Source organism: Candidatus Binatia bacterium (assembly GCA_026415395.1).
Taxonomy (GTDB): domain Bacteria; phylum Desulfobacterota; class Binatia; order HRBIN30; family HRBIN30; genus HRBIN30.
Genome location: JAOAHD010000007.1, coordinates 848,060 through 863,969, shown reverse-complemented (window position 1 = coordinate 863,969; position 15,910 = coordinate 848,060). Strand labels below are relative to the sequence as shown.

The following is a 15,910-nucleotide window of genomic DNA, read 5'->3' as shown; positions in this document are numbered from 1 at the left end:
CCCACATGTCCGAACCTTCGAATTGCTCATTTCTATGCAGACGGGCGGCGTCTGACCAGTCCGGCAAGCAATTTTCCGTTCGCCCACTGGCCCACGGCACAGACGGGCTGAGCATGCGCCTTCCTGCCTCCCCACCTTGTCGAACGCCGACAATGATGGGAAAAAGCGCCCCACCCATGGCAAAGAGAGCGAGGAAAGGTTGGCGCGAGTGGCCGCGCTCCGTAGCACTGTTTGCGGCTCTTTGCGTTTTGGTCGCCGGCTGCGGCGATGATGGGGAGAGCGCTTCTCCTGCATCCTCGGGCCCACAAGCACGTCGCATTTGGACCTGGCGCATTGCCCGCGCTGGCGGCGAAGTCGACAATTTTGCGCTTTCGGCTGGTCGCGAGTTCACCGCCGAAATCTATGAAGTGCCGGCCTTCCCTTGTGTGCGCACGGACACCACTGACTACTTGCACATTCCCGAAGCCACCGAGTCGCCCGGCCCGCCCGCTGTGTTCTTGGCTGTGCCGCCGCAAAACCCTGGTGCACCAGTGCTCATGCTGTTTCACGGCAACGGCTTGGACTTTATCGAGGCACTCGCCTCTTTGTTTGTCCACGCCGCTCCGCGGACCGCGCTGCAACTCTTGCAAGACCTACCCAGCTTTGTCGGCTTTATCGAGATTTTAAGTCGCGGCGGTGCGGTGCGCGGGTTGCGCGGTGAGTCGAGCGGCCCCATTGCGGCCGCTGCCTTGGAGCGAGGGTGGGGCATCGTGGTGCCAGGAAACTGCTGGGGCGATGGCGGTCATCACCGCGGGGAGGTCATTGATTACTACATCAAGGCCCCGCGATATGGGCGCAGCATGGACGATTTCGTGTGGGACTGGTACCGGCAGCGCTTTCCACACGACGGGAGTCGAGAGTACTCCTTCGGCTGCAGCGGCGGCGGCCAGCGCACCGCCCAGCTCTTGCTTGCCAATCCACATGGGGTAGCCGCAGCGGCTGTGGACAGCCCTGCAGACTACCTTCTCGGATTCAAAGAAGATCCGCCGGGCCTGTTCGGTTTATTGCAAGGCATCCCCGGCTACACGGATGTTCTCGACGCGTTTTATCTCGCCCATTACGGAACGTGGGAAAATGCAGCCGCGCAAAGCCTGGGAACGCAACTGCTCGCGCGTGGCATCGACACACCGATTTATTTAGCTTACTCGACTCGCGACCCTTTGGTTACAGCAGGCATCACCCGAGCCTTGGCGCAGGCGCTTGCGCAGCGGCAGCCGAGCAACCGGCAATTCGTCTGGGAAACTGGCGAAGCCATCCACTGCCAAATCAACAGCCGCGCCCGCGCCGAAGCGGTGCTCGACTGGTTGCTGCAATGGCAACGCTAAGGGGTTGGAGATGAATCCACCATCTTGTCGCACTGCCGGCGGGACAATCTGGCACGCGCATGAAGTTCGGCATCGACCACCTGCTCGCTAGCTCCGACTGGCAGCGTCGTCTCCACGGGCGGCGCGTGGGGGTGCTCGCGCATCCAGCTTCAGTAACGCACGAACTGGTGCACACACTGGATGCCGTGGCACAAATTCCTGGGGCCAAACTCACCGCGGCCTTCGGCCCGCAGCATGGGCTGCGCGGTGAGAAGCAAGACAACATGGTGGAGTCGGAAGATTTCACCGATCCGCTGCACGGCATTCCGGTATTCAGCCTCTATGGCCAGCACCGCCGCCCCACGAGGCAAATGCTCGAGCATTGTGACGTCGTGCTCGTCGATCTGCAGGACCTTGGTTGCCGCGTATACACATTTATCACCACCTTCCGCTACCTACTTGAAGAGGCGGCGCACAGGGGCACGGAGGTCTGGGTACTCGACCGGCCCAACCCGATCGGGCGCTGGGTCGAGGGACTCAGACGGCGGCCGGGATGGGAGAGTTTTGTTGCTGCGGGCGATTTTCCTCTCCGTCATGGCCTCACGTTGGGCGAACTCGGGCGCTATTTCTGCGTACGCGGGCGTCTCGATGTGGCTTACGAGATTGTGCCACTGCAGGGCTGGCAACCGTATGCCTCTCCCGGGTACGGCTGGCCGCTCGAGGAACGCTGCTGGGTGAACCCGAGTCCGAATGCCCCCAACCTGTGGATGGCCCGCTGTTACCCTGGAACCGTTATGCTCGAAGGCACACACTTCTCCGAAGGCCGTGGCACCACCCGCCCGCTCGAGCTCGTGGGTGCTCCTGGACTCGATACTGCAAAAGTGCTCGCGGAAATGCTCGCACTCGCACCAACTTGGCTCACTGGCTGCCGCCTACGATCGTGCTGGTTCGAACCCACCTTTCATAAACACGCGGGCAAGCTTTGCGCAGGAATCCAAATCCACGTCGAACCTGCGGTGTACGACCCGACGCAGTTCCGCCCGTGGCGCCTCGTCGCGTTGTTCCTCAAGGCCGTCCGCCGGGTACATCCTGACCAGCCGTTGTGGCGGCATTTCCCTTATGAGTACGAGTTCGAGCGTCTCGCCATCGATCTCATCAACGGCGGCGAGGAGCTCCGAACTTGGGTGGAGGACACGAACGCAGAACCCGGCGATCTAGACGCTCTCGCGCAAGCAGAAGAAGCGAGTTGGCTTGAGGAGCGACGCGAGTTTCTGTTGTACCCTTGATTCGGCAGGAAAGTTTGGCAGCAACGGGGAAGAAAAGGAGGACAACGCATGGCGATTGCGGAGGGCAAAGCAGCGCCCGATTTCGAGCTCACCGATGCGCAAGGCAAAAGGGTTTCCCTCAAGGATTTCGCGGGCACAGACCTTATTTTGTACTTTTATCCGAAGGACGACACCCCTGGGTGCACCAAGGAGGCATGCGGCTTTCGTGATGCGTGGAAGGAGTTGCAAAAGCTCGGGGTCGTCGTTGTTGGCGTGTCGGCCGACGATGCAGAGTCGCACCAGAAATTCATCGCCAAGTACAAGCTACCGTTCCCCTTGCTCAGCGACCCGGACCACAAAGTGATGAAGAAATACGGTGCCTACGGGGAGAAGACCATGTACGGCAAGAAAACCGTGGGCGTGATTCGCTCTACCGTTTGGATTGGTCCAGACGGGAAGGTGAAGAAACATTGGGCCAAAGTCGCCAACGCCGAAAAGCATCCGGAGCAGGTATTGGCCGCGATCAAAGCGGCGCGAACACAATCGTAACTCAGCAGCCGGCACCCGCACTTGCTCCGCTGCTCGGTTACGTTTCTCCCTGGCAGCGAGCAGAGTCCGCCCAAGGCTGGCCTTGGGTATATCCACAAACGTCCACGGCCAGCGGCGCATCTTCGAGCACGTCGTCATTCCGGGGGGAGCAGCGGGCGGAAGAAGTCGACCAAGTTCGGGCCGCGGCGCAATGTGTGGCCGCCGTCTACCGGAATGCACTGCCCCGTGATCCAACTTGCTTCGTCGCTCAGCAGAAACGCCACCAAATGAGCAACGTCTTCCGGCTTGCCGATGCGGGCGATGGGCATACAGCGCAAGTAGTCTTCGCGGGCTTCGGCAAGCTGAACCAACGGGGCTGCAAGCTCGGTATCGACCAAGCTCGGCACTACAGCATTGACGCGGATGTTGTATTCGCCCAGGTCGTCGGCAGCGCAGCGTGTCAGCATGTTCAAGCCAGCCTTGGACACGCAATACGCGGTCATGCCGCGGTGGGTCAGCACACTGGCAATCGAGCTGATGTTCACGATGCTGCCGCCCCCGTTGGCTTTCATCGCTCGCGCTTGATAGCGCATGCAGCGGTACACTCCGAGGAGGTTGGTGTTGAGCGTATCGAAAAATTCCTCCGGCCGGGCATTGAGCACAGAGCCAATGGTCGCTGAGCCCGCAGAGTTCACGGCCAAAGAAAGCGGCCCGAGTTCTCGTTCCGTGCTCGCTATCGCTTGCTCCACTTCCTCCAGATTCGTCACGTCGCAGCGCACCCAACGCGCCGCCTCGCCGAGACTTTCCGCCGCCCGGCGAAGAACATCCTCACGCCTGCCAGCCAACATCACTTTGCCGCCGCCATCTACCACCGCACGTGCACACGCGAGGCCGATGCCACTCCCTCCGCCGGAAATGAACGCCACGCGACCTTCGAACCGCTTCATCGTTCCCTCCTGAGTCGACGATCCCAAAAGTACCCGTCACGGTGTACCGTTCGTTCCGCCGTCGTGCCAGCAGTCCAGGTTCCTGCCGTCAGCTACCGCATTTGGTGACCTTGCAGCGAGTAACCCGGCTCCTGCCCCTTGTGCTGCTCTCATGCGCCCCGGCGACATAGGCGGGACAAAAACTCCACCTGGTTGGCAAAGTCGTGCGCCACCCTGCCATCCTTCGAGGACGGTCTCGCGGCCCGTGCCGGCGGGCGCTGCATGGAACACGCCACTGCCGGATCCGTTAGATCCCTCGTGGCGTGCTTCCGGTGAGTCCGCAGCCGGCCAACCGGCATGTGCGGGCGTGTGGAGCAATCCCACAAATGTCTTTTTGCTTGCAAAACCTCCTGCGGTCGGGAAACGATGTCGCCGTTCGGGTCGATGCCTGGCGGGGAATTCAATCTTTTGCCGCAAGTGCGCACGGTTTTCCGCGTCAAGTCAGCGTGTCTCGCGGCAATTGTGGGTTTCATCTGGGTTCTCCGCCTTTACGTTTCGCCGAGCACGCTAGCGTGGGAAATTAGCCAGGTGGTGGCCATTGCCATGATCCCAGCGCTGCTGATCGCGCTGCGGCGAGAAGATCCAAGCAAACCTTGGGTATTTTTCGCCCTGCTTTGCGACCTGGTGGCGCTTACGATCGCGATCCACTTTGGCGGCGGGGCCGATCAAACGAGCGGTCCGATTTTATACGGCGTCGTCATTTTATTGGGCGGGTTGCTCGTCTCCGAGCAGGCCGGAGTGGCACTGACTGGAGCGGCCATTGTTCTCTATTGCGCGATGATTGCGGCGGAATACTTCGATTGGGTTCCCCACCACGTCGCCTACCGAAGGCCTCCGGATCGGCAAGCGGCCACCGCGCTCATGGTCAGTGTGTATCTCGCCGTTCACGGTTGGCTCGTCGCGTATGTGGTCAATCTCATTGCGAAATCGCAAAAGTTCGCGCAGGAAGCTCGAGGTGAAGCCGTACGCACACTCTCGCACGATCTGAAAAATGCCCTCTTTGCCATCTCCGGCTATGCCCAGATGATCGCCGAGGAGGGCGATGCAGCCAGCGCCGAGCGTGCGCGCCGGGTGGCGTTCATCGCGGCGGAAACAGAGGACCTGCTATCCAACATGATCGACGCCACCAGTGCGGACGTACGGCCGCTGGTCGTCCGCGCGGAAGTCTTCTCTCCCGCGCGTCTCGTCGACCGGGTGAAGAACTGGTACGAGGGAACAGCCGCAGACATCGGAGTTACGATCGCAACCGACATCTCCGGAGCTCCCGCCTCGTGCTTTGCTGACGAGCGGCTCCTGCAGCGCGCCCTGAACAACCTCGTCGGCAACGCGCTGCGGCATGTGGGTCGCGGAGGGAAAATCGAAATCGGCTGCCGGCAAGACGGTCTCGTGGTCACCTGGTGGGTGGAAGATAACGGGGATGGCATTCGACCAGAGCTGATTGCACACATCTTCGAGCCGTTCTTCAGCGGGGAACTGCCGCAAGCGATGGACAAACGCTCCGGACTGGGTTTGTTCGTCGTGCAACGTGTGGCGCAAGCACATGGCGGAGAAGCAACGGTGCACTCCGTTCTCGGGCGCGGCAGCCGTTTCTCAATTACATTCCCCGCACGACTACCTCCGCCTGCGGCAACGTGATTTGGGGAGCGCCCTGGCCACGGTTGCACGAGCCGACAAGGCGCCGGCCACGGCGCCCACGCGACCGCCTCTAAGCACGCAGCGATTGGTGGGCGGTCCACAGGCCACATCCGCTCCGCGCCCCTCGTGCCTCAGCGCTTGCGGATCTGGGTGCTCCCGAAGACATCGTCGCCACCTACCCTCACACAACGGCCTCAGCCATGCCGGGTGCGCCCTGGCCGGAGTTTTTGCTTCTCGTTAAGAGCGTCCAACATGCCTGCTCTCACACCGGTGCGCTGCACGATTGAATCGCAGTGGGAGGAAGTTTTCTCTGAACTTCGTAGCGCCACGGTGTTTGATCGGTGGGGTCGGATGGCGCTCGCAACTCGCTTTAGTCAAAGCGAGTTGCGCCTATATGAGGTTCGCGATGCCGGCCGCACGGTTCGTGCTGATGCCTCTACTTTTCTCTTGCTGCGGCCCGGTGCAACTCACGGCTTCTCCTCCCCCCGCAGGCGGCAGCGCCTTACCTCGGTCCGGTGGTGGCTCCCGAACTCGTGGCCGCAGTTTTGGACGCCGCCGCCAGGGAAGCCAAACGCCAAGGTGATGCTTATGCAGAATTTCGTGTCCAAGGACCGCCGCCCGTGGAAGAGCCGCAGCAGCGCGGGTTTTTGTTCGAGGCACGCAGCACGTTTCTCGTAGGTCTCAGCAGCGGGCCGGACGCCTTGTGGACGCAATCGCTCGAATCCGCTTGTCGCCGTGCGATTCGTAGGGCACAAAACAGCGGAGTTACAGTGGAGGAAGCGGATTTGGGCGAGCTTGCCGAAACCTACTTCAAGATGGCCCGGGAAGTGTTGGCAGAGCATGCCCCCCGGCCGCCGCTTAGTCTGGAATTAACCGGTCGTGACTCCCGTGTTGCGGAGCGGGAAGCTTGCCAAAGTTTTCGTTGCGCGACACCAGGGGAAGCTCCTCGCCGGGGGCATCTTCCCCTTCGACCAGCACACGATCTACTACCTGGATGGTGCGAGCGCCGTAGAAGTCCAGGCGCTGCGGCCCAACAACCTCTTGCACTGGGAGGTTATTCAGTGGGCGGCCGAGCACGGGATCCGCATCTACGATATGGTCGGTGCAGGCATTGCTGGGGTGGCGCGTTTCAAACGTACCTTCGGGCCCAAGGAAGTGCCTTACACGTACTCCTGGCGCGCGCTCGCGCCATGGGCGCGAGCGGCGCGCCATACCTACGCGTTCTTGGCGCCGGTGGGACATGCCCTCCGGTACCTCTAGCAACGAAGGCTGGGAGTGCACGATGACAGCGTCTGAACTCGCAAACGCCTCGCCCTCGCCCGCAAGGACCAACGGACAGGCGGGCCCCGAGCCGCAGCAGCAGCACATACACGCAGTTTCGATTGCCGAGCTTTTGATTCTGCTCGACACCGACGTGCACCGTGGCCTCAGCGAGGAAGAGGCTGAGCAACGGCTCAAGCGCTTTGGGCGCAACGTCCTGCCCCCGCCGCGCAAACTCGAGCCATGGCAACGCTTTCTCCTACAGTTGCACAATCCGCTGATTTACGTGTTGCTCGTTGCGGGCACAATCACGCTTGTTCTCGGGGAGTTCACCGATGCCAGTGTGATCTTTGGGGTGGTACTGGTGAACGCAATTGTGGGATTCGTTCAGGAGACCCGCGCTGAGCGCGCGCTCGAGGCACTCCAGCAATACCTACAAAATAATGCTGCAGTCGTGCGCGACGGTCGCAAGCGCAAGCTTCCGGCAGAGCTCTTGGTACCGGGCGACTTGGTGGTGTTAGCACCTGGCGACAAGGTTCCTGCCGACCTGCGGCTCATTTCTACTCATGAGCTGCGCATCGACGAGTCGTTGCTCACCGGGGAGTCGATGCCGGTGCTGAAACACGCCGCAGTGCTGGATGCGGAAACACCACTCGCAGATCGAGGCAACATGGCTTTTTGCGGCACGCTAGTGGCTGCGGGCACGGGCACCGGGATCGTGGTCGCTACCGGTGGAGCCACCGAGCTCGGGCGGATTCATCAGCTTGTCGCGGCAACCGAAGGGATCGACACGCCATTGATCCGCCGCATCCGCGGGTTCAGCCGAGTGCTCACCGTCGCCATCCTCGCCCTTGCCGCGGTGACCTTTGCCGTCGGTCTTTCGCGCGGACAGCCAGCGAGCGACGTCTTTCTCGCCGCGGTTGCGTTGGCGGTCGCGGCGATACCAGAGGGGCTGCCCGCGGCCATGACCATTACGCTGGCACTCGGAGTCAGCCGCATGGCCCGCCGCAATGCCGTCATTCGCCGCATGCCTGCAGTGGAAGCGCTCGGGAGCACCACCGTGATTTGCTCCGACAAGACCGGCACGCTGACCGAGAACCAAATGACAGTGACTCGCATTTGGGCCGGCGGCGAGCTGTTCGAGCTTACTGGCACGGGCTACAAACCGGAAGGCTTCATTGTCGGCGAGGTTGGCGTACCGCCGCCTTCCTTCTCTAATGCTCTGATTGAGTGCCTCCGTGCCGGCGTGTTGTGCAACGACAGCCGAGTGGAGGAGCGAGGAGGGCATTGGTCTGTGGTTGGCGATCCCACGGAAGGGGCGCTGATCGTCGCCGCCCGCAAGGCAGGGTTCGACACCGATGGATTGGCGCAAGCTTTCGTACGACTCGGCACCCTCCCCTTCGAGTCAGAGCGCCAGTTCATGGCCACGCTCCATCGCGCTCCGACAGGAGGAACGATCCTGTACGTGAAAGGGGCCGTCGAGAAAATTCTCGAGTTATCGGCAACCATGCTGGATCCAGACGGGAACGAACTCCCGCTCGACCGAGAACGCGTGCTCCAAGCGGTCGAGCGGCTTGCTGCCGAGGGATTACGCGTGCTCGCCTTTGCGCGGCGCATCTGGTTCGAGCCGCTTCGCTCCTTAGAGCCGGCGGCGCACGTCGGCCGCCTGGTCTTCGTCGGCTTGCAAGGAATGTTCGACCCACCGCGGGTGGAAGCCGCTAGCGCTGTTCGCTCCTGTCACCAAGCCGGCATTGCGGTGAAAATGGTCACCGGCGATCACGCGGCAACCGCTGCGGCCATTGCCCGTCGTTTGCAATTGTCCGGGCCGAATGGCACGGAACCCGTCGTGGTTACCGGCGCCGAGCTCGCACAATGCGGCGAGGCGCGCCTACCAGAGCTGGTGGACCGGGCGCACGTGTTCGCACGAGTGACCCCAGAGCAGAAGCTCCAACTCGTTCGCGCCTTGCAGGCGCGGCGCCATATCGTGGCCGTGACGGGCGACGGAGTGAACGACGCTCCCGCGTTGAAGCAAGCAGACATTGGCGTGGCGATGGGCAGCGGCACGGAGGTCGCCAAAGAGGCGGCGGCCATGGTTCTGACCGACGACAATTTCCGCTCCATCGTTGCCGCAGTCGAGGAAGGTCGCGCGATTTTCGACAATCTAACCAAGTTCATCGTGTGGACTTTGCCCACCAACCTAGGCGAAGGTCTAGTCTTGCTTGCCGCTCTTGCGCTTGGCACCGTGCTCCCGATCCTGCCCGTGCAGGTTTTGTGGATCAACATGGCCACCGCCATCTGCCTAGGCATGATGCTCGCCTTCGAGCCGAAGGAGAGGGATATCATGAACCGGCCGCCACGCGATCCGGACGCGCCCATCGTGACCCCGCTGTTGCTGTTTCGCATGGTGGTGGTCTCGGTTCTCATGCTCGCCGGTGCATTCGGCGTGTTTTTGTGGGAACAAACCTATGCAGGCGCAACCGTCGCTCAGGCGCGGACGGCGGCGGTCAATGTGTTCGTTCTTGTCGAGCTCTTTTACCTCTTCAATTGCCGGTCACTGAGGGATTCTCCGTTTTCCTATGGGCTGTTCTCCAACGTCTGGGCCAACGTCGGCGCCTTAGCCATGATCCTGTTGCAACTTGCTTTCACTTACGTGCCCCACATGCAGTACTTTTTTCATTCCGCGCCGATCTCCTTGGACGCATGGATGCGGGCCACGGCAATCGGCTTGCTCGCCGCCGTTGTGGTGGAATTCGAAAAAGGACTGCGCCGACGTTTTGCGCGCTGATTGCCTTGCTGTGGTGCGGCTGCGCATCGTGGTGGGTCTGGACTCCGCTCGACTGACAAGATTCTTCCCCGGACGTGCAGAAGCAGGGCCAGTTCGGTAAAAGCTGCCCCTCTCGTACCCTCGAGGGGATCAAAGCATGTCATTGCGATCACCTACTCCATCCAACCTCTCAGAAGAGGCGCATTGCCGCGAGGCTGCCACCTCGGCAAACAGTCTCGGGCAATCGGCGGAGCTGTCGTCATGGTCGCAAGCGCTGCAACGTGAGGCATTCCTGTGGAAACTCCTGCCTAGCGCTCTGATCCTGCTTCTCGTTGCGGCGCTTTACCTGCTCGGCCTGGGGCGTTCCGCTTTGTTCGATCCGGATGAAGGGCGCCACGCTGAAATAGCGCGCGAAGCGCTCGAAACCGGCAATTGGATTACGCCAACGCTGAACTACGAGCCATACCATCACAAGCCGATGCCGTTTTACTGGCTAGTGGGTGCTGGCCTTCGGGCCTTCCCTCACGACCCGGAATTTGGTGCCCGCCTGCCTTCAGCGACCGCCGCCATCCTTGCTGTAACTGCAACCACAGGGTGGGCTACCGCGCTTTTAGGACCAATGGTCGGACTCTTGTCGGCCATCATTCTAGGGACCGCTGGCGGCTTCTTTGTGGCTGGGCGGGTCGTGCTCGTTGACATGAGCTTTACCTGGTGGGTCACGGCGAGCCACCTGGCCGTCGGTTGGCTTGCTCTATCGCGTAGCGCCCGCTTCTGGTGGCTCCCTTGGGCGTGCGTTGGCGTAGCCGTGTTGCTGAAGGGACCGGCTGCGCTTGTCCTGCTCGCAGGCTCCATGCTGACCTTTAGTGTCGCCACGCGGGGCTGGGGGTGGTTACGCAAGCTTCGCCCAGTCCCCGGTCTTGCCGTTGCCCTCATGGTCGGGGGCAGTTGGTACGCCCTCGCCGCCATGAACGCGCCGGATTATGTCAGGGATTTTCTTTGGCTCCACAACGTGGAGCGATTTGTCTCTGGTGCACCGGGGCATCCACGCAATCCGTTCTACTATCTTTACACTTTGCCGGCGATTTTTTTGCCGTGGTCCTTATGGTGGCCACTGGCGCTATCGCCAGTGCTCCAAAAGATTCGCGAGAAAGACCGTGTGTACCTATTTTGCGCCAGTTGGGCACTGGTTGTCGTGCTCTTCTTCAGCGCTTCGAGCAGCAAACTGCCCACCTATGTTTTGCCGGCATTTCCGCCGCTCGCCATACTGACAGCCGCTGGTCTAGCCACTCTCCTCCACTCGGCGGATTCTCCGGCATGGGCATCAACTTGGGCGAAGGGTGTCCACTATGTCCTGGCCGGGGTGGCTCTGGCGGTAGCTCTGATGGGCTGGCTGCTTTTGCGTCTCTTTGGTGAGGCCGAACTTGCCGAGGCAGTGCTCATGGTCAGCGGGAGTGCGGCCCTGCTATCGGTGGTCGGGTGGTGGCTCCAGCCCAAACCTTCCACTCGCTTTTCCGTCACCTTCGTGACCCTCGCCTGTGTAGCCAGCGAACTGGTCTTTAGCCTTTTTGCCGCTCCCCACTTGCAGTCGCGCTATAGCCTCCGTGATGCGGCGCAAGCCTTGGCAGCTCTGCCGGAGATCGCCGAACTCTACAGCTATCGCGCCGGGTACCACTCCCTGTTGTTCTACTCGCAGCGGCAAATTGTCACCCTAGAGGACATCGCCGCGGCAGCCAGACTCCTCGCCAGCGACCACCCCGCTGCGCTGCTCACGAAGCGGAGCCACGCAAGAGACGTGTTGTGCGCGACACAAGCGCCGCTTTTCCAGTTGTGGACAGGCGAACGCAACAAGATTTTACTCGCCAACGCGGCAGCGGCACAGAAAGCAGGAAGCGGCTGGAGCTCGCCAGCCGCGTGTGACGGGCCCGCACAGGGGCAGGGGGCTATCGATTAAGGCTTGCGTGCGTTCGGCAACACGCTAGAAAGTAGACCACTTAGGTCTTCATTCGCCGACTCGAGGAACCGCTGTGGTTCGAATCAGCAGACTTACAGATTATGCAATTGTCCTTTTAGTGCGGATGGGTGCCGAGCCGCAGCGCCTGCACCGCGCCGGGGAGCTAAGTGCAAGCACGCACTTGCCGCTGCCAACCGTGTCCAAGCTTCTGCGGATGCTAACCCGCAAAGGACTTTTGCGGTCGCAGCGAGGAGTACACGGCGGTTACCAGCTCACCAGCAAACCGGAAGACCTGCACCTGGCAGAAGTCATTGGCCGGCTGGAAGGCCCACTGGGGCTCACGGTGTGTACCCACGAAGGGCCGGGTCGGGAGTGTCGACATCAACTGCTCTGCCCGGTGCAAGGGCACTGGCAATACATCAATCGCGCCTTTGTAACGGCGCTTCAAAATGTAACGTTAGCGGACTTGGTGGGTGGGGCGGCCGTTCCTCCGACAAGCGGGAGCGGTCCGAACCAGGTTCCGGAAGTACCCTCTACCGCACCGTGTCGCGCCTGAATATTCGAGGAGGACAGCGATGCCCACGAGCACAGCGAAAATCGAAGAACTGGTTAGCCGCGAGTACCAGCACGGGTTTTACACCCCGATCGAAGAAGAGACTGTTCCCCCTGGTCTAAACGAAGATATCATCCGACTGATTTCGTCCAAGAAGAACGAGCCGAGCTGGCTCACCGAGTGGCGCCTCAAAGCCTACCGGCACTGGCTGACGATGAAGGAGCCAACTTGGCAAAACGTGCGCTACGAGCCCATCGACTACAACGCCATTCACTATTACTCGGCGCCGAAGATGCAAAAGCGTCCGAAAAGCCTGGACGAGGTCGATCCTGAGCTTCTGAGGACTTACGAGAAACTGGGCATCCCGCTCCGCGAGCAGGAAATGCTGGCGGGCGTGGCGGTCGATGCGGTGTTTGATTCGGTCTCCGTGGCCACCACGTTCAAAGAGAAGCTTGCCGAACATGGCGTGATCTTTTGTTCCTTCTCCGAAGCGGTGCAAAACCACCCTGACCTCGTGCGCCGCTATTTGGGATCGGTTGTGCCCTACAATGACAACTTCTTTGCAGCGCTGAATTCGGCGGTCTTTAGCGACGGTTCCTTTTGCTATGTGCCCAAGGGCGTGCGCTGCCCGATGGAGCTTTCGACTTACTTCCGTATCAACGCAGCGAAAACCGGGCAGTTTGAACGCACCCTGATTATCGCCGACGAGGGCGCATATGTGTCGTACCTCGAGGGCTGTACCGCCCCGATGCGGGACGAAAACCAATTGCACGCCGCGGTGGTCGAGCTCATTGCCTTGGAAGGGGCCGAGATCAAATACTCGACCGTCCAAAACTGGTATCCGGGCGACAAGGAAGGCCGCGGGGGAATCTACAACTTCGTTACCAAGCGCGGGATTTGCTTAGGCCGGCGCTCGAAGATCTCCTGGACGCAAGTGGAAACCGGGTCGGCAATCACCTGGAAGTATCCCAGCGTGATTTTGCGGGGCGACGAATCCGTGGGCGAATTTTACTCCGTGGCCCTTACCAACCATTACCAGCAGGCAGACACGGGAACCAAAATGATTCATTTAGGTCGAAACACCCGCTCGACGATCTTGTCCAAAGCGATTTCCGCCGGACACGGGCAAAATAGTTATCGTGGTTTAGTCAAAGTGATGCGCGGCGCTGAGAACGCGCGCAATTATACGCAGTGCGACTCGCTGTTAATCGGCGACCGTTGCGGAGCCCACACCTTCCCCTACATGGAGGTGCGCAATTCCACGGCAATCGTGGAGCACGAAGCAACGACATCGAAAATTAGCGAGGACCAACTCTTTTACTGCCAAAGCCGGGGCATTGCTCTGGAAGATGCCGTGTCGATGATTGTCAGCGGATTCTGCCGCGAGGTTTTCCAAGTGCTGCCAATGGAGTTTGCGGTGGAAGCGCACAAGCTGATGGGCGTGAGTTTGGAAGGAGCAATTGGGTAACGATGGCAAAGCAACCGCTGTTGGAAATTCGCAATCTACACGTGGCGGTGGACGGTACACCGATTTTACGGGGCATCAACCTCGTAATTCACCGTGGCGAAGTGCACGCCATCATGGGGCCAAATGGCTCCGGCAAGTCGACTCTCTGCTACGTGCTCGCGGGCAGAGAAGGCTACACGGTAACCGACGGAGAGGTGCTGTACGACGGCCGAGACCTGCTGGCAATGAGCCCGGAGGAACGCGCTCGCGCGGGGCTGTTTCTCGCGTTTCAGTATCCCGTGGAGATCCCTGGCGTGGCTAACATGTACTTCCTGCGCACGGCCCTGAATGCCGTGCGCAAAGCCCGTGGCCTCGAGCCAATCGATGCCATGGACTTTTTACAGTTGGTCCGTGACAAAGCCAAACTCGTTGGCATCGACGAGCGGCTACTGAAGCGCTCCGTCAACGAGGGATTTTCCGGCGGCGAGAAAAAACGCAACGAGGTTCTGCAGATGGCCATTTTGGAACCTACGCTGGCGATTTTGGACGAAACCGATTCCGGACTGGACATCGATGCGTTGCGCGTGGTGGCCGACGGCGTGAATGCCTTGCGCAACGACCAGCACGCCGTGCTCGCCATTACCCACTACCAACGGCTGCTGGAGTATTTGGTTCCAGATTTCGTGCATGTGCTGATTGGCGGCAGGATCGTCCGCTCTGGTGGCCCCGAGCTCGCCCACGAGCTCGAACGGCGCGGCTACGCCGAGCTCGAATCCCACGCGTCGGCCTCACTCCTATGAGCACCCGAGCCACCACGGCGATCCCGCGCCCGCTTCCCCGTGATGCGCGCTCCATGCCGCCAGCCCATGGCTTCACCCTCTACGAGGAAGCTATGCAGCAACTCGAGGTCGCGAGCCCATCCTGGCTGCGAGCGCTCCGTGCTCACGCCCTGGAGGCGTTTCGTCGCATGGGCTTTCCAACAGCCCGCGTGGAAGACTGGAAGTACACCGATGTTTCCCCCATCGCCCGCGAGCCCTTTTCCCTGCCCCCTCCACCGAGCCCAGATCTGCTCGCCGAGACATCCCGAGACCGGTTCGGGATCAACGCGTCCGCCACACTCCGGTTTTTGCTGGGACAAGCCACGCACGAGGGAGTGCAAGGATGCGAGCTGCCAAACACCGTGCGGGTGCATCCGCTGCGGGTAGCACTGACGGCAGAGGAGGCTCTTGTCCGCCGCTCTTTAGGAAGCTCCATTGCGAGCGACGAAGCCCCCTTTGCCGCCTTGAACACAGCACTGGTGCAAGACGGCGGGTTCGTGCACGTTCCCGCGGGCACGCGAGTGGCTGCCCCTATCCAGTTGCTCTTCGTGAACACAACCGTGGCGCGACCGACGATCCTTTGCCCGCGCAACCTGATTGTCTTGGAGGATGGCGCGGCAGCAACCGTGGTTGAGTTTTGGGCAGGTCATAGCCCCGTGGCTGTGTTCACAAATGCGGTAACCGAGATTGTACTCGGTCGAGGGGCGACCTTGACCCACCTGCGCATTGTCGAGGAGAGAGACGGGTTGATGCACATGGGCACGACGGCTGTTCGGCAAGCAGCCGACAGCGTTTACCGTTCTCGCGTGTTCACCTTCGGTGGCCGCTGGGCTCGGGTGGAAATTCAGACACGGCTCGAAGACGCTGGCGCGGCGACATACCTGGATGGCTTGTTCATTGCCGACGGGCCGACACTGGTGGATCACCACACGGCGATCGACCACGTCAGTGGCCGGACGACGAGCCGGCAATTGTACAAGGGCGTTCTCGATGGTTCGGCGCACGGGGTGTTCAATGGCAAGGTGTTCGTTCGTCCCGGCGCTCTGAAAAGCGATGCCCAACAAATGAACAAGAACCTCCTGCTTTCGGACGATGCCGAGATCGACACCAAACCGCAGCTCGAGATCTTTGCGGACGACGTGAAGTGCAGCCACGGTGCTGCCATTGGCCGCCTCGACGAGAGCGCGCTCTTTTACCTGCAATCCCGAGGCATCGCCGCCGAAGACGCCCGCCGACTACTCATCTACGCGTTCGCCAACGAGATTGTCGAGCGAGTGGAACTGGAGCCTGCGCGGGCCACCTTACAAGGTATCCTACGGCGGCGGCTTGCCGCAGCACCGGAGGAGAATGCCGCATGATC

The 15,910-nt window shown here is 61.1% G+C and carries 12 protein-coding genes; 11 read left to right on the top strand and 1 reads right to left on the bottom strand.

The window, feature by feature from the left end:
- Positions 1-176 precede the first annotated feature (176 nt).
- Genes N3C12_08255 through bcp form a run of 3 tightly spaced genes read left to right on the top strand, consistent with a single transcriptional unit; the run spans position 177 to position 3,157 of the window.
- Positions 177-1,364, top strand: a complete 1,188-nt coding sequence (locus tag N3C12_08255) for a hypothetical protein (protein MCX8072428.1) — start codon at positions 177-179, stop codon at positions 1,362-1,364.
- A 59-nt stretch (positions 1,365-1,423) separates the two neighbouring features.
- Positions 1,424-2,629, top strand: coding sequence for a DUF1343 domain-containing protein (locus N3C12_08250; GenBank protein MCX8072427.1), 1,206 nt, complete (start codon positions 1,424-1,426; stop codon positions 2,627-2,629).
- 48 nt (positions 2,630-2,677) lie between these two features.
- Positions 2,678-3,157, top strand: coding sequence for a thioredoxin-dependent thiol peroxidase (gene bcp, locus N3C12_08245; GenBank protein MCX8072426.1), 480 nt, complete (start codon positions 2,678-2,680; stop codon positions 3,155-3,157).
- 134 nt (positions 3,158-3,291) lie between these two features.
- Here bcp and N3C12_08240 read toward each other — a convergent pair whose 3' ends face one another.
- Complete coding sequence (locus N3C12_08240) at positions 3,292-4,083, bottom strand: SDR family oxidoreductase (protein MCX8072425.1); 792 nt, start codon at positions 4,081-4,083, stop codon at positions 3,292-3,294.
- Positions 4,084-4,488: 405 nt separating this feature from the next.
- Here N3C12_08240 and N3C12_08235 point away from each other — a divergent pair, with 405 nt between their 5' ends.
- From N3C12_08235 to sufD, 8 genes are all read left to right on the top strand, one after another.
- Positions 4,489-5,757 (top strand): HAMP domain-containing histidine kinase, encoded by a 1,269-nt coding sequence (locus N3C12_08235; GenBank protein MCX8072424.1) that lies wholly within the window; start codon positions 4,489-4,491, stop codon positions 5,755-5,757.
- A gap of 879 nt (positions 5,758-6,636) precedes the next feature.
- Complete coding sequence (locus N3C12_08230) at positions 6,637-7,017, top strand: GNAT family N-acetyltransferase (protein ID MCX8072423.1); 381 nt, start codon at positions 6,637-6,639, stop codon at positions 7,015-7,017.
- A gap of 22 nt (positions 7,018-7,039) precedes the next feature.
- Entirely contained in the window at positions 7,040-9,802 is a 2,763-nt protein-coding gene (locus tag N3C12_08225) for an HAD-IC family P-type ATPase (protein ID MCX8072422.1), read from the top strand.
- A gap of 136 nt (positions 9,803-9,938) precedes the next feature.
- Positions 9,939-11,732, top strand: coding sequence for a glycosyltransferase family 39 protein (locus N3C12_08220; GenBank protein MCX8072421.1), 1,794 nt, complete (start codon positions 9,939-9,941; stop codon positions 11,730-11,732).
- Positions 11,733-11,805: 73 nt separating this feature from the next.
- The gene (locus tag N3C12_08215) at positions 11,806-12,288 is read left to right on the top strand and encodes an SUF system Fe-S cluster assembly regulator (GenBank protein ID MCX8072420.1); all 483 of its coding nucleotides are present in this window, start codon (positions 11,806-11,808) and stop codon (positions 12,286-12,288) included.
- A gap of 19 nt (positions 12,289-12,307) precedes the next feature.
- Positions 12,308-13,753, top strand: coding sequence for a Fe-S cluster assembly protein SufB (gene sufB, locus N3C12_08210; GenBank protein ID MCX8072419.1), 1,446 nt, complete (start codon positions 12,308-12,310; stop codon positions 13,751-13,753).
- A gap of 17 nt (positions 13,754-13,770) precedes the next feature.
- Positions 13,771-14,532: a Fe-S cluster assembly ATPase SufC gene (sufC, locus tag N3C12_08205; GenBank protein MCX8072418.1), complete on the top strand. Its 762-nt coding sequence runs from the start codon at positions 13,771-13,773 to the stop codon at positions 14,530-14,532.
- A gap of 53 nt (positions 14,533-14,585) precedes the next feature.
- On the top strand, positions 14,586-15,908 hold the full coding sequence (gene sufD, locus N3C12_08200; GenBank protein MCX8072417.1) for a Fe-S cluster assembly protein SufD: 1,323 nt from the start codon (positions 14,586-14,588) through the stop codon (positions 15,906-15,908).
- The last annotated feature ends 2 nt before the right edge of the window (positions 15,909-15,910 follow it).

Coding starts and splice junctions, on each gene's coding strand:
- N3C12_08255 (MCX8072428.1), top strand. CDS start 177: ATGGCAAAGAGAGCGAGGAAAGGTTGGCGCGAGTGGCCGCGCTCCGTA.
- N3C12_08250 (MCX8072427.1), top strand. CDS start 1,424: ATGAAGTTCGGCATCGACCACCTGCTCGCTAGCTCCGACTGGCAGCGT.
- bcp (MCX8072426.1), top strand. CDS start 2,678: ATGGCGATTGCGGAGGGCAAAGCAGCGCCCGATTTCGAGCTCACCGAT.
- N3C12_08240 (MCX8072425.1), bottom strand. CDS start 4,083: ATGAAGCGGTTCGAAGGTCGCGTGGCGTTCATTTCCGGCGGAGGGAGT.
- N3C12_08235 (MCX8072424.1), top strand. CDS start 4,489: ATGTCGCCGTTCGGGTCGATGCCTGGCGGGGAATTCAATCTTTTGCCG.
- N3C12_08225 (MCX8072422.1), top strand. CDS start 7,040: ATGACAGCGTCTGAACTCGCAAACGCCTCGCCCTCGCCCGCAAGGACC.
- N3C12_08220 (MCX8072421.1), top strand. CDS start 9,939: ATGTCATTGCGATCACCTACTCCATCCAACCTCTCAGAAGAGGCGCAT.
- sufB (MCX8072419.1), top strand. CDS start 12,308: ATGCCCACGAGCACAGCGAAAATCGAAGAACTGGTTAGCCGCGAGTAC.
- sufD (MCX8072417.1), top strand. CDS start 14,586: ATGCCGCCAGCCCATGGCTTCACCCTCTACGAGGAAGCTATGCAGCAA.